Source organism: Achromobacter sp. E1, from assembly GCF_037039475.1.
In the GTDB taxonomy this organism is placed as follows: domain Bacteria; phylum Pseudomonadota; class Gammaproteobacteria; order Burkholderiales; family Burkholderiaceae_B; genus Achromobacter; species Achromobacter mucicolens.
Genome location: NZ_CP146253.1, coordinates 2,536,550 through 2,554,455 on the forward strand (window position 1 = coordinate 2,536,550; position 17,906 = coordinate 2,554,455).

Genomic DNA, 17,906 nt, shown 5'->3' on the forward strand with positions numbered 1-17,906 from the left:
ATCAATCGTCCTTGCTGCGGCGCGGGGCGCGGGTGTCGTGCTTCATGATGCGTTCCTTTTCGCGCGCCCAGTCTTTCTCGCGCGCGGTGTCGCGCTTGTCGAACAGCTTCTTGCCGCGGCCCAGCGCGAAATCAAGCTTGATGCGGCCGTTCTTGTAGTGCAGGTTCAGCGGCACGAGCGTATAGCCGCGCTGCTCGACCTTGCCGATGAGCTTGCTGATTTCCTCGGCCTTGAGCAGCAGCTTGCGCGTGCGCATCGCGTCGGGGTGAATGTGCGTGGAGGCCGTGGGCAGGGGGCTGACGTGCATGCCGAGCAGGAACAGTTCGCCATCGCGCACGATGACGTAGCTTTCCTTGAGCTGCACGCGGCCGTCGCGGATCGCCTTGACTTCCCAGCCTTGCAGAACAAGGCCGGCCTCGTAGCGGTCTTCGATGAAATAGTCGTGCGTGGCCTTGCGATTGTCGATGATGCTCATAAAGCCTTCTTGCTGGGGAATTCTGCGAATCCGGCGGATTGCGGGTTGTTGCGGGCGGCGATTGCTCGGTATCCTGGCGGCTGTCGTTTGCCGCTGCTTTGTTCACTGCTTTGTTTACTGCGCTGGCCGCTGCACTACTTTGGCCGCAGTTTTGTTCACTGTTTTGGCCTCTGTTTCGGCCCATTCAAGCCCACAAAGCGCTGTGCCGGTAAAATCTTGCCATTCTAGCCATTTGCGATAGTCGATGCACAAAGTACAACGATCCGTCCTGGTGCCTTACAGCGCCGCCCAGATGTTCGACCTGGTTGCCGACGTGGAGAAGTACCCCGAGTTCATGCCGTGGTGTGGCGGCGCCGAGGTGCAGACCCGCGACGAACACGGCATGCAGGCCTCCATCCTGATTTCCTTCGCGGGGATGAAGCAGCGCTTCACCACCCGCAACACCCACGTCTACCCCGAGCGGATCGACCTGGAGCTGGTGGATGGTCCGTTCTCCAGCCTGGTTGGTCATTGGGTGTTCCAGCCGCTGGCCGAAGACGCGTGCAAGGTCCTGTTCACCATGGAGTACGCGTTCTCGAACCGGCCGCTTGAAATGGTCGTGGGTCCGGTCTTCAACCGCATTGCGACCAGCTTCATCGATTCCTTCACCAAGCGCGCGCAGGCCAAGTATGGCGAATGAGGGGTCCGCGGGCGGGCAGATCGGCGTCATCGTCTGCTACGCCTTGCCCGGCCACGCCTGGCAGCGCGACGTGCGCTTGCCGGACGGCGCGACCGTCGAGGACGCGTTGGCGGCCAGCGGTTTTGCACAGGCATTTCCCGTCGTCAAGCCGTGGGAAGCGGGCGTGGGCATCTTCGGCCGCGCCACCGAACCCAAGGCGCGCCTGGCCGACGGAGACCGCGTGGAAATCTATCGCGGTCTGACCTTCGACCCGAAAGAGTCGCGCCGCCGCCGCGCCGAGCATCGCAGGGCCAAGACGGCCCGCAACGGGCGCATCCGGCCGGCAGGGCTGCTGTAACGGCGAACCGACGGCACCCCGGCCCAGCGTCCCGCACGCCACCGTCGACCTCCGCCGGTGGCGTTTTGCTTTCGGCCCGTCCCCGCACATTGTCATCAATAAGACAAAGCGCCCGGCCGCTTCGGGCGTAACATTGAGCCGTATTCCCGCTTACGTTTACGTCAACGTCATGTCAAAATCGACGGGCTGGCGTTCACGAGACGGCAGCAACGCCACGAGACAATACCGACTACAACAGGAGACAGGCTGTGGACTTGGAACTGACCGACGAGCAGCGCGCGTTCGCGCAGGCCGCGCGCGACTACGCTGAGGGCGAACTGGCTCCCCACGCCGCGCGCTGGGACGCCGAGGGCATCTTCCCGCGTGAAGCCTTTGCCCGGGCGGGCGAGATGGGTTTCTGCGCGATCTACGCCAGCGAGGACATCGGCGGCCTGGGCCTGCCGCGCCTGGACGCCACGCTGGTGTTCGAGGAAATGGCGGCGGTGGATCCGTCCACCACGGCGTTCCTGACCATACACAACATGGCGACCTGGATGGTCGGCAAGTGGGGCCAGCCGGCCTTGCGGCAAGCCTGGGGACCCTTGCTCGCCAGCGGTGAAAAGCTGGCCTCTTATTGCCTGACCGAGCCCGGCGCGGGCTCCGACGCGGCGTCGCTGTCCACGCGCGCGCAGCGCGATGGCGACAGCTACATCGTCAACGGCGCCAAAGCCTTCATCTCCGGGGGCGGCGACACCGACCTGCTGGTCGTGATGGCCCGGACCGGCGGCGAGGGGGCCGCGGGCATCAGCGCCTTTGCGATCCCCGCAGACAGAGAAGGCATCGGCTATGGCCGCAAGGAAGAGAAGATGGGCTGGAACAGCCAGTCCACGCGTCCCATCACCTTTGAGAACGTCCGCGTGCCGGCCGCCAACATGCTGGGCGTGGAGGGCGAGGGCTTCAAGATCGCCATGAAGGGCCTGGATGGCGGCCGGATCAATATCGGCACCTGCTCGGTGGGCGCGGCGCAGGGCGCGCTGGACGCCGCCCGCCGCTACATGGACGAGCGCCGCCAGTTCAACCGCAGGCTGGCGGAATTCCAGGCCTTGCAGTTCAAGCTGGCCGACATGGCGACGCACCTGGTGGCGGCGCGTCAGATGGTGAGGCTGGCCGCCTGCAAGCTGGACGCCGGCGCGCCCGATGCGTCGACCTACTGCGCGATGGCCAAGCGTTTCGCCACCGACATGGGCTTCCAGATATGCCTGGACGCGCAACAGATCCATGGGGGTTATGGTTACCTGAAAGACTATCCCTTGGAGCGTTTGGTGCGCGATACTCGCGTTCATCAGATTCTGGAGGGCACCAACGAGATCATGCGCGTGATCATTGCCCGCCAATTGTTGGAAAAAGGAGCCGACATAAGATGAATGCACCGGTGTTGTTCGAAGAAAGATCCGCCGCCAATGGAATGCGTTTTGGCATTGCGACGCTGAATGCGCCGCAAACGCTGAACGGCCTGTCGCTCGAGATGGTTGACCTGCTGGCGGACCGGCTGGACGCCTGGGCGCGTGATCCCGGTGTTGCGCTGGTGGTGCTGCAGGGCGCGGGCGACAAGGCGTTCTGCGCCGGCGGCGACCTGCACGGCCTGTATCGCAGCATGACCGAGAACGCGGGCAAGCCCAGCTGGAGCAACACCTACGCGCGCACCTTCTTCGAACGCGAGTACCGGCTGGACTATCGCATCCACACGTATCCGAAGCCCGTTCTGTGCTGGGGCCATGGCATCGTCATGGGCGGCGGCATCGGCCTGATGATGGGCGCAAGCCACCGCGTCGTCAGCGAGACCTCGCGCCTGGCCATGCCGGAAGTGTCGATCGGCCTGTTCCCGGACGTGGGCGGCAGTTGGCTGCTGAACCGGATGCCGGGCCGCAGCGGCGTCTTTTTGGCGCTGACGGGCGCGCAACTGAACACGTCCGACGCCTTCTTTGCGGGGCTGGCGGATTTCCGCCTGAATAGCGCCGATTGGCCGGCGTTGCTGGCGTCGCTGGAGCAGCAGCCGTGGGCCGGCCAGGCCGCGGATGCGGCCGAGGACGCGATTCCTCCGCGCTCGATCAACGACGGCCTGCTGCGCCGCGCGCTGACCGCGCTTGAACCGCCCACGCCGCTCGAACCCGGGCCGCTGCGCCAGCACTCGTTCGTCGTCAACAACCTGTGCAACGGCAACCGGCTGGACGACATCTACGAAGAGCTGTCCTTCCTGAAGGACCACGAAGACCCCTGGCTCTCGCGCGCGGCCAAGACGATGCTGGCGGGCTCGCCGGGATCGGTGCGCCTGGCGTTTGCCTTGCAGCAGCGTACGCGTCTGCGGTCGCTGGACGACGTGTTTCGCGTCGAGTACATCGCCGCGCTGGCGTGCACGGCGCATGGCGACTTTGCCGAAGGCATCCGCGCGCTGCTGGTCGACAAGGACAAGAACCCGCGCTGGAATCCCGCCGTCATCGACATGGCGACCGACGCCTGGGTGCAGAAATTCTTTGAAGAACCCTGGCCCGAGGGCGAGCCGCATCCGCTTGCCGACCTGGGCCAGGAAGGGCGCTGATCCGCGGCCGGCCCGCCAGCCGGCCGATCCGCCACGCAGGTCACGATGAATCCATACCTACAGCAATAGCAACAGGAGACAAGACATCATGAGCAGCATCGCGTTTATCGGTTTGGGCAACATGGGTGCGCCCATGGCATTGAATCTGGTCAAGGCTGGCCACAGCCTGAAGGTGTTCGATCTGGTGCCGGCGGCCATCAAGCAGCTGACCGATACCGGCGCGACTGCGGCCGCGTCCGCGTCGGAAGCGGTCCAGGGCGCGGAGGTCGTGATCTCGATGCTGCCGGCCAGCAAGCACGTCGAGGGCCTGTACCTTGACCAGGACCTGCTGGGCAAGATTTCCTCGAGCGCGCTGGTCATCGAATGCAGCACCATTGCGCCGGATTCGGCGCGCAAGGTGGCCCAGGCGGCCGAGGCGCGCGGCATTGCCATGATCGATGCGCCGGTGTCGGGCGGCACGGGTGGCGCGGTCGCGGGCACGCTGACCTTCATCGTGGGCGGCGCGGCCGCCTCGCTGGAGCGCGCGCGGCCCGTGCTGGAAAAGATGGGCAAGAACATCTTTCACGCGGGGCCTGCCGGCGCCGGACAGGTCGCCAAGATCTGCAACAACATGCTGCTGGGCATCCTGATGGCCGGCACGTCCGAGGCCCTGGCGCTGGGCGTGGCGAACGGCCTGGATCCGAAGGTGCTGTCGGACATCATCGCCAAGAGCTCGGGCCGCAACTGGGCGACCGAACTCTACAACCCGTGGCCGGGCGTGATGGAGCATGCGCCGGCCTCCAAGGGCTATGCCGGCGGATTCGGCGTGGACCTGATGCTCAAGGACCTGGGGCTGGCCGCCGAGGCCGCCCTGTCGGCGCGGGCGTCAATTCCGTTGGGCGAACTGGCGCGCAACCTGTATTCGCTGCATAGCGCCGGTGGTTCGGGCAAGCTGGACTTTTCCAGCATCGTCAACCTGGTCAAGCGCGAGCAGGACTGACGTGGCGCACGTCAACGCCTCGGAAGACCCGGCCGCGCGGGTCCAGGCCAGCTTCGATCAGCAGAGCATCATGGCGCTGCTGGGCGCGCGGCTGCATAGCGTCGAGCCGGGCAGGGTGGAGATCGTCCTGCCGTACCGGCAGGACCTCTGCCAGCAGAACGGCTTTCTGCACGCGGGCATTTCCACCACCATTGCGGACAGTGCGGGCGGCTATGCGGCCTACACGCTGTTCGGACCGGGCGAGGATGTACTGACGTCCGAATTCAAGATGAACTTCCTGGCGCCCGCCAAAGGCGACCGGTTCGTCGCGACCGGCCGCGTGGTCAAGCCAGGCAAGCGTCTTTCGGTCTGCCAGGTGGAGATGTTTGCGCACGACGGAGAACAAGCCACGCTGTGCGTGATAGGCTTGCTCACCGCGGTGCGCGTGACGCCGCGATGAACGCTGCCGGGCATGCCGGGGCCATCGCCTCGCATGCCCGGCGCCCGTCACGCGTTGCATGGGTTTTCCGGCAATGCCAGCAAAAGAACACCACAGAATTTTCCGCAGCAACTGGCTGCGCGCCGCAGTGCTGGGCGCCAACGACGGTATCGTCTCCACGGCCAGCCTCATCACCGGCGTCGCGGCTGCCCAAGCCTCGCACGGCGCCATTCTCACTTCCGGACTGGCCGGCCTGGTGGCCGGCGCGCTGTCGATGGCAGCGGGCGAGTACGTGTCCGTGCGCACCCAGGCCGACACCGAAGCCGCCGACCTGCGGCTTGAACAGCGCTCGCTCAAGCGCAACTCCGGCGAAGAACTGGCTGAACTGGTCGACATCTACGTCGATCGGGGGCTGACCCGCGACTTGGCCGAGCAGGTGGCCCGTCAGCTCACCAGCCATGATGCGCTGGATGCGCACGCCCGCGACGAGCTGGGCATTTCGCTGCACAACCGCGCACGGCCGGTCCAGGCTGCGTTGGCGTCGGCGGCGTCGTTTGCCGGCGGGGCTGCCGTACCGCTCGCGGTGGCGGCGGTATCGCCCGGACCGCCCCTGATCGGGTGGGTGATCGGCGCATCGGTCTGTTGTCTGGCGGCCCTGGGCACCATGGCCGCAAAGGCGGGGGGCGCGCCCAAGCTGCCTGCCGCGCTGCGCGTCACGGTGCTGGGCGCGGCGGCCATGGCGGTGACGGCGGGCGTGGGTGCGCTGTTCGGCGTGGCGGTCTGAAGACGAACGCCAGATTCGTGCGCGCCACGATTGGCGCGCACGGGCGCGGCAGGGTCAGGGATTGATGGCGTAGGGCAGCGGGGCGGGCGCGATGCGCGGGCCGTCGGCGCTGGCCAGACGCAGATCGCCCTCGGGCAGTGCGGCCAGGGTGGTTTCGAACAGCACCGACACCACGCCGGCATCGCTGGCGGCCTGCACCACGCGGCCAATGGCCTCGCCCGGTTGCGTGGCATCGAACACGTCCACCCCCGTCAGCGCCGGGCCCTGCAGGCTGGCGTCGGAAACGGTGCCGAAGGCCATGCGCCGCTTGACGGTACCCCGGTAGTGGCTGCGGGCCACCACTTCCTGCCCGGGGTAACAGCCCTTGGTGAAGCTGACGCCCTGGATCAGGTCCAGGTTGACCGTCTGCGGAATGAAGACGTCCTGCGTGGCCGCGGCAATCCAGGGGATGCCAGCCGCCAGGTCTGCCGCCTGCCACTGCTGCGCCGAGGCCAGTCCCAGCGCCTGGGTCAGTGCGGCGGACTGTGCCAGCTGCTCGTCAGAGGCAATCCACCACCAGCGCAGGCGGTCGTCGGCCGACGGCGCGACGATCCAGGTGCCGGACGGCAGGTCGGCGCGCTGCCACGTGGCGCGCGGCAAGGCGCCCGTCACGGCTTCCAGCGCGGCAGCCTGTTCCGGGGTGGCCTGCACGCCGGCCACGTGCAGGGGCGCGGCGGCCAGCTTGGCCTTGGCCCGCAGGACGAACATGGACAGGCGCTTGATCAGTGCTTGGGACAGGTCCTGGCGAACCATGCCGTAGAACTGGGGGGCGTCGTCGGTATCGCCGGCGCCGCGCCACATGACCATCGTGGCCAGCAGGCGGCCCTTGGCGGTGCAGTAGCCGGCCAATCGCGCGGCGTCTTGGGGCAGACCCGTGACGTCCTGCGTGAGCTGGCCGTGCAGGAAGGACAGGGCGTCGGCGCCCGAAGCAGTGAAGACCGCCAGATCTTCCAGCGGAGCGCATTGCGCGCAACCTTCGGCGCGGACAGGAATCGAAGCGTAATAGGCGTGCATGGCGGCGGGAGTTATCGCGTCATCAAAGTGCTGATGATAGCCGTGTTCCCGGGCCGGCCCGGGCATGTCCCCGATGCGCAAAGGGGCGCGCCGCGCGATCCGGCCCCCGTTGTGCCACGGCTGCGGCCCGCGATCCATTAAACTTCCGACACTTATGAAGATGCGACTCCGAAATTTCGTCCTGTGGTTCCTGTTGCTCATCGTCCTGGCCGTGGGCGGCGCGGTGGGCGCCGCCTATACCTGGATGCACCGCCCGATGACGCTGTCGTCCGACAAGATCGACTTTGTGGTGGATCCGGGCAGCAGCCCGCGCACCGTCGCGCGCGCGCTCAACGCCGCCGGCGTGCCGATATGGGAGCCGGGTTTCGTGTGGATGGCGCGCCTGTCCGAGCGCGACAAGCTGATGAAGGCGGGCGGCTACCAGGCGCTAAATGGCGACACGCCCTGGCTGCTGCTCGAACGCCTGGCCCGCGGCGACATGACGCAGCGCCAGATCACCTTTCTTGAAGGCTGGACCTATCGCCAGATCCGCCAGGCGCTGCGCGAGAACCCCGACGTCAAGCAGACGCTGGACGGTGTCAGCGACGAAGAACTGATGGAGCGGCTGGGATCGACCATCAAACACCCGGAAGGCCTGTTCTTTCCGGATACCTACGTCTTCACGCCCGGCAGCACGGATTTCGACCTGCTGCGCCGCGCCTACCAGGAAGGGCAGCGCATCCTGAACGACACTTGGGACAAGCGCCAATCGGACGTGGCGGTGTCCACGCCCTATGAGGCGCTGGTGCTCGCCTCCATCATCGAAAAGGAAACCGGCCATGGCCCAGAGCGCCGGCGCGTGGCGGGCGTGTTCACCAACCGGCTGAAGATCGGCATGCTGCTGCAGACCGATCCCACGGTGATCTACGGCATGGGCGAGGCCTACCAGGGCCGCATCCGCAAGCGCGACCTGCAGACCGACACGCCCTGGAACACCTACACGCGTCCGGGCCTGCCGCCCACGCCGATTGCCGCGCCCGGCCGGGCGGCCCTGCTGGCCGCCGTGCAGCCCGAGCAGCACAAGTTTCTTTATTTCGTGTCCCGGGGCAACGGCACCAGCGAGTTCTCGGCCAACCTGTCCGAGCACAACCGCAACGTGGCCCGCTACATTCTCGGTCAGCGGTCCACCCCCACGCCCACCCCCGCGCCGGCGGCCCCGGCAGCGCCCGAACCCGAATCAGCACAAGGACAAGATCAATGACCTCACGCGGACGTTTCATTACGCTGGAGGGCGTGGACGGCGCGGGCAAGAGCACGCACACCGTCTGGATCGCGGATTTCCTGCGCGCGCAGGGTCTTGAGGTCGTGTCCACCCGCGAGCCCGGCGGCACGCCGCTGGGCGAGAAGCTGCGCGCGATGGTCCTGAACGATCCGATGGGGCTGGATACGGAAACCCTGCTGATGTTCGCAGCGCGATGCGAACATTCGCGCCAGGTGATCGAGCCTGCGCTGGCGCGCGGCGCGTGGGTCGTCTGCGACCGCTATACCGACGCCAGCTACGCCTACCAGGGCGGCGGCCGCGGCCTGGGCGCCGAGCGCGTGGCGGTTCTGGAAGCCTGGATGCATGCCGGCCGGCCGGACCGCACCTGGCTTTTTGACGTGCCGCTGGAAGTCGCCCGGGCGCGCCTGGCAGACGCGCGCGAACCCGATCGCTTCGAGCGCGAGGGCGCGGCGTTCTTCGAGCGCACCCGCGAGGCCTACCATGCCCGCGCAAAGGCCGATCCGGACCGCATCCGTGTCGTCGATTCGACGCGCGCCATCCCCGAGATCCGCGCCGACCTGGAAGCCGGCCTGCGCGAGCTGTTGGCCATTCCCGCATGAGCGCGCCCCAGTTTCACCCCTGGCAGATGGACACGGCCCGCGCCTGGCTGGGCAATCGCGACCGCTTTGCGCATGCCTGGCTGGTGCATGGGCTGGCCGGCATCGGCAAGCTTGATTTCGCCATCGCTGCGGCGGCCAGCCTGTTGTGCGAAACGCCTGAAAACGGGCTGGCCTGCGGCCACTGCGCCGCCTGCGCCTGGTTCGCCAGCGGCAACCATCCCGACCTGCGCCGCATCCGCCCCGAGGCAGTGGCCGTGGAAGAGGGCGCGGACGCCGCCGAACAGGCCGAAGACGCCGAGCCGGCGGCAGGCGCCGCCAAGCGCGCGCCGTCCAAGGAAATCCGCATCGACCAGATCCGTTCGCTGGAGTCCTGGTTCAACACCGCCACGCACCGCGGCGGCTGGCGCGTGGCGTTGCTGTACCCGGCCCATGCGCTCAATGTCGTGTCCTCCAACGCCTTGCTGAAGGTGCTGGAAGAACCGCCTCCCCATACGGTATTCCTGCTGGTCGCGGACGCGCCGGACCGCTTGCTGCCCACGCTGGTGTCGCGCTGCCGCCGCTTGCCGCTGCCCGCGCCCGATGCGGATACGGCGTTGCAGTGGCTGCGGGACCAAAACGTCGAGCCCGCGCGCGAATGGCTGGCCGCAGCGGGAGGCGCGCCGCTGGCGGCGCTGCGCCTGGCGCAATCCGGCGAATCCGCCTGTCCCGCGTGGCTGGGCCAGCTGGTCAACCCGCTGGCCAAGGGGCAGACGCCCGACGTGGGCACGCTGGCCGAAGCGCTGGAGAAAGTGGCCGCGCCAGAATGGATCGATGCCCTGCAACGGCTGTATACGGATCTGATGCTTGCCAGCGCCGGCGCGCCGGTGCGCTATTTTCCGTCGCTGGCGGCCGGCGTGGCGCAGGTGGCCGCCCGCATGCATCCTGCCCGCGTGGCCGAGGCCGCCCGCTGGCTGACGCGCCAGCGCGCGCTGGCCACCCACCCCTTGAACGCCAAGCTGTTCGCCCACGCCACCCTGCAGCGCGTGGTGCTATCCTGCCAGGCGTAAGTCCTTGATCCGGCGGCGCTTTGCTTCGCTTCGCGACGCGCCCCGGTTCGCAACACCAGACTCACCATGTACGTCGATTCTCACTGTCATCTGAATTTCCCCGAGCTTGCCAACGATCTGCCGGCCATTCTTGACCGCATGACGGCCAATCAGGTCACGCACGCGCTCGTCGTCAGCGTCAACATGCCGGAATGGCCCGGCCTGATGTCGCTGGTCGAGCCGCAGCCCCGCCTGTGGGCCTCGGTGGGCGTGCACCCCGACTACGAAGACACGCCGGACCCGACGCCCGAGGAATTGGTGCGGCTGGCCGAGCATCCCAAGGTCGTGGCCATCGGCGAAACCGGGCTGGACTACTACCGTCTGTCCGAACCGCTGGATTGGCAGCGCGAACGCTTCCGCCGCCATATCCGCGCCGCGCGCGACGCCGGCCTGCCGCTCATCGTGCATACGCGATCGTCCGCCGAGGACACCGTGCGCATGCTGCGCGAGGAAAAGGCGGCCGAGGCGGGCGGCGTGATGCACTGCTTCACCGAGACGTGGGAAGTGGCGCAGGCCGCGCTGGACCAGAACTTCTACATTTCGCTGTCGGGCATCGTGACGTTCAAGAATGCGCAGATCGTGCATGAAGTGGCCGCCAAGGTCCCGCTAGACCGGCTGCTGATCGAAACCGATTCGCCCTACCTGGCCCCGGTGCCGTTTCGCGGCAAGCTCAACGATCCGTCCAAGGTGATCCACGTGGCCGAAAAGATCGCGGACCTGCGCGGCATCACGGCAGCCGAGGTCGCCCGCGCTTCCACCGACAATTTCTTCAAGCTTTTCAGCAAGGTGAAGAAATAGGTCGACCCGATTTTTTGAATCTGCATCCTAGGACAGCCATGGCCATCCGCATCGCCTCCGCCCACAAAGCCCTTCTGACGTGCAGCCGCGCCGGCCTGCTTGCGCTGGCCATCGGTCTGGCCGCGCCGACCGTGCAGGCGGCCAATCCGGGAGACTGGTGGGTCTACGTCGCCAACGATTACCCCGACGACATCCGCGACCTGCTGGCGCAGGGGTCGGATCCCAACGTGCGCTACAAGAACGGCCAGCCGGCCATCATGCGCGCGGTCGTGGACAACGCCTGGAAGGTGTTCGACGTGCTCGCCGCGGACAAGCGCACCGACGTCAACGCCGAGAACCCGGCGGGCGAAACGCCGCTGATGTACCTGGCCATCGCCGGCCAGACCGAGCGCGCCAAGAAGCTGATCGCGCGTGGCGCGCAGGTCAACCGCCTGGGATGGACGCCGCTGCATTACGCGGCCTCCAAGGGGCAGATGGAAATGGCGCGACTGCTGCTCGCGAACAAGGCGATGGTCAACGCGCCGGCGCCCAATGGCGAGACGCCGCTCATGATGGCAGCGCTGTCTGGCCGCAAACCCATGGTCGAATTGCTGATCCGGGCCGGGGCCGACGTCACCACGCAGGACACGAAGGGGCAGGATGCGGCCGCGTGGGCGGCCACGGGCAAGTCGGAGTCGCTGGCCGCCGAGCTGACGGCCATGGCTCAGAAGGAAGCGGACGCCAAGCGCAAACGCCGCGCGTCGGCGCAAGGGGCGCCGCAGGAGGCGGGCGCCGCTGTCACGGGCGCGGGGCAACCCGCCGAGGCGCCTGCGCCGGTCCCGGCACCCGCGCCGGCTGCCGCCGCGCCGGCGGCTGGCGGCGGTGTGAAGGGTGTCTCTGGCGTCGGACTGTCGGATTACGAGAAGCCGCCCGCGCCCTGATCCTTGGTCTCGTTCGTGATCTGCCCCGCGGTCTGACCCAACCGCCGCAGACGCCGCCAATGCACCAAACCCGCCTCCCGGCGGGTTTTTTTGCGTCCGAATTTCGGGGTTTTCCCTTGTGATTCTCATTGAGTGGGAAAAAATAGAAGCCAAACCGCCACAAATTGATAATCTCGCGTCCATATTGCTGGGAGTTGAGTCGTTATGTCGGAAACATCTGTCGGGGCGGGCGCGGATCGCGTCCTGTATGTGCTGGCCACCTTGGCCCGGCACGACGGCCCGCTCAGCATTGCCGCGCTGGCCGACAAGACGGGCCTGGCGCAAAGCACGCTGTACCGGCAGATTGCGCTCCTCAAGCGCTGGGGTTTTGTCGCCGAACACGACGGCGAATACGGACCCGGACCGCTGTGCGTGCAGCTTGCGTGGGGCTTTGACCAGTCGTCTTTCCTGATTCATGAGGCGCAGCCCGACATGGCTGCGCTTGCCGCATCGTCCGGCGAAACCATCGGACTGCTCGTCGCCGTGAAGGACCAGGCTGTGTGCCTGGACATGGTGGAAAGCCAGCATCCGCTGCGCTGCTCGTTCACCAAGGGCCGCGGACTGCCGCTGGCGCGGGGCGCGTCGGCCAAGTCGCTGCTGGCGTTCATGCCGCAGGCCCGGCTGCAGGCGGCGCTTGCCTACCTGGCCAACGAGGCCGCCGTGGATGCCGACCGGCTGGCGAGCGAGCTAGAGGCAATTCGCGAGCAGGGCTATGCCGTGACCGACAGCGAAGTCGACGCCGGCGTCTGGGGCGTCAGCGTGCCGATCTTCCAGCGGCCGAACCAGGCCGTGGCCTCGATCACGCTGATGGCGCCGTCCACCCGCGCCGCGCAGCATCCCGACGCGCTGATCGACATGACCTTGGCAGCCGCCCGCCGCATCTCCGAACGCCTGAAGGCCGCCTGACGCTGCATTGCACACCCTCTTACCTCCCGTCGTACCCACTTCCATAGGACCCACCATGATGAATCGCCGCACTCTGCTGTCCGCCGCTCTGTCCCTGAGCCTCGCCTGCGCCGCTGGCGCCGCGCACGCCCAGGAAACGATCCGCGCCGTCACCGACGCCACCTTTCCGCCGATGGAATTCGTCAAGGACGGCAAGCGGACCGGCTTTGACATCGAACTGGTCGAGGCGCTGGCCGGCGCGATGGGCAAGAAGATCGAGTGGATCGACATCGACTTCAAGGGCCTGATTCCCGCGCTGCAAGCCGGCCGCGCCGACATCGCGGTGTCCGCCATCTACATCACGCCCGAGCGCAGCAAGGTCGTCGACTTCACCGACCCGTACTACGCGGGCGGTCTGGTGGTCCTGACCAAGGCCGACGGTCCCATCAAGACGCTCAAGGACCTGGAAGGCCGCAAGGTGTCGGTGCAGGTCGGCACGAAGTCGGTGAACTACCTGAAGGAGCATTTCCCCAAGGTCCAGCGCGTGGAAGTCGAAAAGAACCAGGAGATGTTCAACCTGGTGCAGATCGGCCGCGCCGATGCCGCGGTGACGGGCAAGCCCGCCGCCAAGTTGTTCGCGCAAAGCACCAACGGCCTGACCGTGCTGAACGAGCAGATCACGACCGAGGACTACGGCATCGCCGTGCCCAAGAACAAGCCTGAGCTCACGCGCGACCTGAACGCCGCGCTGCAGAAGTTGAAGGCTGATGGCAGCTACCAGGCCATCGTCAACAAGTGGTTCGAGGCGCCCGCGAAATGAACCTGGATTTTTCTCCCGTCTTCGCCGACTTCGACGCGCTCTTGCGGGGCGCGGTGGTCACCATCGAGGTGACCGCCGGCGCCTTGCTGCTGGGCTGCGTGATGGGACTGCTGGTCGGTATCGGCAGGCTCAACCCGCAGCGCCGCGTCATTTATCACCTGTGCAGCACCTATCTGCTGTTCTTTCGGGGCACGCCGCTGCTGGTGCAGCTTTTCATCTGGTTCTTCGGCCTGCCTCAGTTCGGCGTGACGCTGCCGGCGTTCGCCTGCGGCGTGCTGGGCCTGGGCATGTACTCCGGGGCCTACGTGTCGGAAATCGTGCGGGGCGCGATCCAGTCGGTGGATCGCGGCCAGACGGAGGCGGCGCGTTCGCTGGGCATGTCGTCCGGCCAGGCCATGCGCATCATCATCCTGCCGCAGGCAGTGGTGCGCATGATCCCGCCGCTGGGCAACGAGTTCATCGCACTGATCAAGAACTCCGCGCTGGTGTCGCTGTTGACCATTCACGATCTGATGCACGAAGGGCAGAAGATCATCAGCGTGTCTTACCGCTCGCTGGAAACCTACCTGGTGGTGGCATTGATCTATCTGGCCCTGACCACGATCGCCATGGTGATTTTGCGCAAGATCGAACATCGCCTGCGCGCTGGAGGAATGGTGCAATGAGCCTCGTCATCGAAGGGCAGGAAATGATCCGCATCCGCGGCCTGCATAAATCCTACGGCGATCACGCCGTCCTGCGCGGCATCGATTTCGATGTGCTGAAGTCGCAAGTGGTCGTGGTCATCGGACCCAGCGGGTCGGGCAAGAGCACCTTGCTGCGTTGCTGTAACGGCCTTGAAGTGGCGCAGCGCGGCACCGTGGACATCTGCGGCCAGACACTGCAGGACAACGGCGCGCTGTTGCCGGAGGCCGAGCTGAACGCGTTGCGCACGCAGGTGGGCATGGTGTTCCAGGGCTTCAATCTGTTCCCGCACCTGTCGGTGCTGGACAACGTGACGGTCGGCCCGCGCACGCTGCTCGGCATGGGCCGCGAAGAGGCCAATGGGCTGGCCGCGGACCTTCTCAACAAGGTGGGCCTGTCGCAGAAAATGGCGGCCATGCCCGCCAGCCTGTCGGGCGGCCAGAAGCAGCGCGTGGCCATCGCACGCGCGCTCGCCATGCAGCCGCAGGTCATGCTGTTTGACGAGCCGACCTCGGCGCTGGACCCGGAATTGGTGGGCGAAGTGCTGCAGGTCATGAAGCTCTTGGCCCGCGAAGGCATGACCATGATGGTCGTGACCCACGAGATGGGCTTTGCCCGCGACGTGGCCGATGTGGTGGCCGTGATGGACGGCGGCGTGATCCTGGAGTCCGGTCCGCCGGACGTGATCTTCACCCAACCACGCGAGGCCCGCACCCGCGAGTTCCTGCAGGCGGTGCTGAGCGCGAGTCCGGGGGCGGCAGCATGAACGCATCGCAACTGGACAAGAGCGTGTGGAAGGCGCGCGACGACAGCGCCGAGCAGGGCGACACCCGCCGGCTGGCGCATATCGTCGAGGCCGAAGCGGGGCAGGGCGAAATGGGCGAAGCCGTGCTGCTGGGCTTTGCCTGCGATGCGGGCGTGGCGCGCAACCAGGGGCGCGTGGGCGCCGCCGCGGGGCCGGCCGGTATCCGCAAGTACCTGGCGGGCCTGCCGGCGCACGGTCTGACGCGCCTGCTGGATGCCGGCGACGTCGAATGCCACGGCGACAAGCTGGAGGACGCACAGGAGCGCCTGGGCTTGCGTCTGGCCGAACTGATGGGCCGGGGCGCCCGGCCGGTCGTGCTGGGCGGCGGGCATGAAATCGCCTGGGGCAGTTTCCAGGGGTTGGCCCGCTGGCTGGATGCGCGCGGCGACGCCGGCGCCGTGCTGGTGCTGAATCTGGACGCGCACTTTGATCTGCGTACGGGCCGTCCCGGCAGTTCCGGCACGCCGTTCGACCAGATTGCGGCAGACAGCGAGGCGCGCGGGCGCGAGCTGCAATACGCCTGCCTGGGCGTCTCGCGGCTGGCCAATACGCCGGCGCTCTACGCCCGCGCCGCGGAAATCGGCGCCGTGTGGGTCGAGGACCGGGACATGCAGGAGCGTCATCTTGAGGCGCGGCTGGCCGACGTGGATGGGTTGCTGGCCAAGGCGCAGCACGTGTATCTGACAATCGACCTGGACGTGCTGCCCGCGGGCGTGATGCCGGGGGTGTCCGCGCCTGCGCCTTACGGGGTGCCGATGGCGGTGGTCGAGGAGATCGTTTTGCGTGTCAAAGCCAGCGGCAAGCTGCGCCTGGCCGACCTGGCGGAATTCAACCCCAAGTTCGACGTCGACGGTCACGGCGCGCGCGCGGCGGCGCGTTTGGCCTGGCAGTTGTTGTCGGCGTGATTCGATGCTGATGCGGTGTCTGACACCCTTGCTGCGATGGTGCAGGCTGCAGACCGTCTCACCAGGGTGTCAGACACCGGTGGGCATGAAGGTGTCTGACACCCTTGCTGCGATGGTGCAGGCTGTAAGACCGTCTCGCCAGGGTGTCAGACACCGGGCAGATGCAGGGCGGATCCTCTTTGCGAGGGCCGCCCTTTTTTATCGGCCGTGGCGTCTCGCGCAGGCTGGACGCGCCCGGTTTCGCGGCTTAGGATAGGTGCAGCTTCCGGCCCCGCCTGCGACCCGTTCGGTATCCGCAACATCTATACGTCCCTATTTAAAAAATTTAGACTTTAAATAGGGACGGTATTAGTTTCGTGGATAAAATGGCGCAACTTTGTCAGGAGAGCATGCTCATGTCTCAAACTCCCACCCATGCCTTGCCGTCTTATCTGAATGCCGAGGACCTCGGCCCCTGGGGTAATTACCTGCAACAAGTCGACCGGGTCACGCCGTACCTCGGTTCCCTGAGCCGGTGGGTCGAGACGCTGAAGCGTCCGAAGCGCTCGCTGATCGTCGATGTGCCGATCGAACTGGACAACGGCACCATCGCCCACTTCGAGGGCTACCGCGTGCAGCACAACGTGTCGCGCGGCCCGGGCAAGGGTGGGGTGCGTTTCCACCAGGACGTCACGCTGTCCGAAGTGATGGCGCTGGCGGCCTGGATGTCGGTCAAGAACGCCGCAGTCAACCTGCCGTACGGCGGCGCCAAGGGCGGCATCCGTGTCGATCCGCGCAAGCTCTCCGCGTCGGAACTCGAACGCATGACGCGCCGCTACACCAGCGAAATCGGCGTCATCATCGGACCGTCCAAGGACATTCCCGCGCCTGACGTGAACACCAACGCCCAGACGATGGCCTGGATGATGGACACGTATTCCATGAACGAAGGCGCCACCGCCACGGGCGTAGTCACGGGCAAGCCGATCGCGCTGGGCGGCAGCCTGGGCCGCGTCGAAGCCACGGGCCGCGGCGTTTTCGTCGTGGCGTGCGAAGCCGCGCGTGACAGGAACATCGATGTGGCCGGCGCACGCGTTGTCGTGCAAGGCTTTGGCAACGTGGGCGGCACCGCCGCCCGCCTGTTCCACGAGGCCGGTGCCAAGGTCATCGCCGCGCAGGACCACACCGGCACCGTGCACAACCCGGCCGGCCTGGACGTGCACAAGCTGCTGTCGCATGTGTCGCAAACCGGCGGCGTGGGCGGCTTCTCGGGTGGCCAGGCGCTGGACAAGAACGAGTTCTGGACGCTGGAAACCGAGTTCCTGATCCCGGCAGCCCTGGAAAGCCAGATCACGGTCGACAACGCCGCCAAGGTGCGCGCCAAGATCGTCGTGGAAGGCGCCAACGGCCCGACCACGCCGGAAGCGGACGACATCCTTGCCGAGAACGGCGTGTACGTGGTGCCCGACGTGCTGGCCAACGCCGGCGGCGTGACGGTCAGCTACTTCGAGTGGGTGCAGGACTTCTCCAGCTTCTTCTGGAGCGAGGAAGAGATCAACCAGCGCCTCGAGCGCCTGATGCGCGAAGCCTACGCGTCGGTGGCGCAGGTGTCGCGCGAGCACAAGGTGACGCTGCGTACCGCCGCGTTCATCGTGGCTTGCACGCGCATCCTGCAGGCCCGCCAGGTGCGCGGCCTGTACCCGTAAAGACTGAACCGGCATGGCGCCTTCGCGGGCGCAATGCCGGAATCGCTCCGCAAGGGGCGATTCCTATTTGTGGTGATGAAAAATGCCGGGCAGATGCCCGGCATTTTTACGTCAAGACCC

Annotated in this window: 20 protein-coding genes; 18 read left to right on the plus strand and 2 right to left on the minus strand. The window is 66.8% G+C overall.

The features are described 5' to 3' along the window. Position 1: 1 nt before the first annotated feature. Positions 2 to 475: an SsrA-binding protein SmpB gene (smpB, locus tag V6V88_RS11615; RefSeq protein WP_063952333.1), complete on the minus strand. Its 474-nt coding sequence runs from the start codon at positions 473 to 475 to the stop codon at positions 2 to 4. Positions 476 to 719: 244 nt separating this feature from the next. Between smpB and V6V88_RS11620 the strand changes: the two genes are divergently transcribed. From V6V88_RS11620 to V6V88_RS11650, 7 genes are all read left to right on the plus strand, one after another. Continuing rightward, on the plus strand, positions 720 to 1,154 hold the full coding sequence (locus V6V88_RS11620) for a type II toxin-antitoxin system RatA family toxin (protein WP_056316825.1): 435 nt from the start codon (positions 720 to 722) through the stop codon (positions 1,152 to 1,154). Next, on the plus strand, positions 1,144 to 1,491 hold the full coding sequence (locus V6V88_RS11625; RefSeq protein ID WP_280002654.1) for an RnfH family protein: 348 nt from the start codon (positions 1,144 to 1,146) through the stop codon (positions 1,489 to 1,491). Before V6V88_RS11620 ends, V6V88_RS11625 begins: the two co-directional genes overlap by 11 nt. A gap of 248 nt (positions 1,492 to 1,739) precedes the next feature. Continuing rightward, positions 1,740 to 2,894: an acyl-CoA dehydrogenase family protein gene (locus V6V88_RS11630; protein WP_338619288.1), complete on the plus strand. Its 1,155-nt coding sequence runs from the start codon at positions 1,740 to 1,742 to the stop codon at positions 2,892 to 2,894. Next, positions 2,891 to 4,066 (plus strand): enoyl-CoA hydratase/isomerase family protein, encoded by a 1,176-nt coding sequence (locus tag V6V88_RS11635; RefSeq protein ID WP_062841364.1) that lies wholly within the window; start codon positions 2,891 to 2,893, stop codon positions 4,064 to 4,066. Before V6V88_RS11630 ends, V6V88_RS11635 begins: the two co-directional genes overlap by 4 nt. Before the next feature lie 88 nt (positions 4,067 to 4,154). After that, positions 4,155 to 5,045 (plus strand): 3-hydroxyisobutyrate dehydrogenase, encoded by an 891-nt coding sequence (gene mmsB, locus V6V88_RS11640; protein WP_338619289.1) that lies wholly within the window; start codon positions 4,155 to 4,157, stop codon positions 5,043 to 5,045. Position 5,046: 1 nt separating this feature from the next. Further along, entirely contained in the window at positions 5,047 to 5,484 is a 438-nt protein-coding gene (locus V6V88_RS11645; protein ID WP_338619290.1) for a PaaI family thioesterase, read from the plus strand. A gap of 73 nt (positions 5,485 to 5,557) precedes the next feature. Continuing rightward, entirely contained in the window at positions 5,558 to 6,247 is a 690-nt protein-coding gene (locus V6V88_RS11650; protein WP_056316842.1) for a VIT family protein, read from the plus strand. A 54-nt stretch (positions 6,248 to 6,301) separates the two neighbouring features. Here the strand turns inward: V6V88_RS11650 and V6V88_RS11655 are convergent, their stop codons facing one another. Beyond that, positions 6,302 to 7,300, minus strand: coding sequence for a folate-binding protein (locus V6V88_RS11655; protein WP_338619291.1), 999 nt, complete (start codon positions 7,298 to 7,300; stop codon positions 6,302 to 6,304). A 154-nt stretch (positions 7,301 to 7,454) separates the two neighbouring features. Between V6V88_RS11655 and mltG the strand changes: the two genes are divergently transcribed. The 11 genes from mltG to V6V88_RS11710 all read left to right on the plus strand — a co-directional run bounded on the left by mltG (position 7,455) and on the right by V6V88_RS11710 (position 17,786). Next, complete coding sequence (mltG, locus tag V6V88_RS11660) at positions 7,455 to 8,540, plus strand: endolytic transglycosylase MltG (protein ID WP_062841362.1); 1,086 nt, start codon at positions 7,455 to 7,457, stop codon at positions 8,538 to 8,540. Then, positions 8,537 to 9,160, plus strand: a complete 624-nt coding sequence (gene tmk / locus V6V88_RS11665; protein ID WP_338619292.1) for a dTMP kinase — start codon at positions 8,537 to 8,539, stop codon at positions 9,158 to 9,160. Before mltG ends, tmk begins: the two co-directional genes overlap by 4 nt. Continuing rightward, entirely contained in the window at positions 9,157 to 10,206 is a 1,050-nt protein-coding gene (holB, locus tag V6V88_RS11670) for a DNA polymerase III subunit delta' (RefSeq protein ID WP_062841360.1), read from the plus strand. Before tmk ends, holB begins: the two co-directional genes overlap by 4 nt. A gap of 66 nt (positions 10,207 to 10,272) precedes the next feature. Further along, the gene (locus V6V88_RS11675; protein WP_056316856.1) at positions 10,273 to 11,043 is read left to right on the plus strand and encodes a TatD family hydrolase; all 771 of its coding nucleotides are present in this window, start codon (positions 10,273 to 10,275) and stop codon (positions 11,041 to 11,043) included. A 38-nt stretch (positions 11,044 to 11,081) separates the two neighbouring features. Then, on the plus strand, positions 11,082 to 11,963 hold the full coding sequence (locus V6V88_RS11680) for an ankyrin repeat domain-containing protein (RefSeq protein ID WP_223575389.1): 882 nt from the start codon (positions 11,082 to 11,084) through the stop codon (positions 11,961 to 11,963). Positions 11,964 to 12,167: 204 nt separating this feature from the next. Then, positions 12,168 to 12,908 carry an IclR family transcriptional regulator gene (locus V6V88_RS11685; protein ID WP_062841358.1) on the plus strand — a complete coding sequence of 247 codons (741 nt, stop codon included), beginning with the start codon at positions 12,168 to 12,170 and terminating at the stop codon, positions 12,906 to 12,908. A gap of 55 nt (positions 12,909 to 12,963) precedes the next feature. Beyond that, entirely contained in the window at positions 12,964 to 13,707 is a 744-nt protein-coding gene (locus V6V88_RS11690; protein ID WP_062841357.1) for a transporter substrate-binding domain-containing protein, read from the plus strand. Next, positions 13,704 to 14,372, plus strand: coding sequence for an amino acid ABC transporter permease (locus V6V88_RS11695; RefSeq protein ID WP_062841356.1), 669 nt, complete (start codon positions 13,704 to 13,706; stop codon positions 14,370 to 14,372). The genes V6V88_RS11690 and V6V88_RS11695 overlap by 4 nt, the downstream gene beginning before the upstream one ends. Further along, positions 14,369 to 15,157 carry an amino acid ABC transporter ATP-binding protein gene (locus tag V6V88_RS11700; protein ID WP_056316871.1) on the plus strand — a complete coding sequence of 263 codons (789 nt, stop codon included), beginning with the start codon at positions 14,369 to 14,371 and terminating at the stop codon, positions 15,155 to 15,157. Before V6V88_RS11695 ends, V6V88_RS11700 begins: the two co-directional genes overlap by 4 nt. Continuing rightward, positions 15,154 to 16,101 carry a formimidoylglutamase gene (gene hutG / locus V6V88_RS11705; RefSeq protein ID WP_280002661.1) on the plus strand — a complete coding sequence of 316 codons (948 nt, stop codon included), beginning with the start codon at positions 15,154 to 15,156 and terminating at the stop codon, positions 16,099 to 16,101. The genes V6V88_RS11700 and hutG overlap by 4 nt, the downstream gene beginning before the upstream one ends. A gap of 395 nt (positions 16,102 to 16,496) precedes the next feature. Next, a complete protein-coding gene (locus V6V88_RS11710) occupies positions 16,497 to 17,786 on the plus strand; it encodes a Glu/Leu/Phe/Val dehydrogenase (protein ID WP_056316875.1) in 1,290 nt (429 codons plus the stop codon). The last annotated feature ends 120 nt before the right edge of the window (positions 17,787 to 17,906 follow it).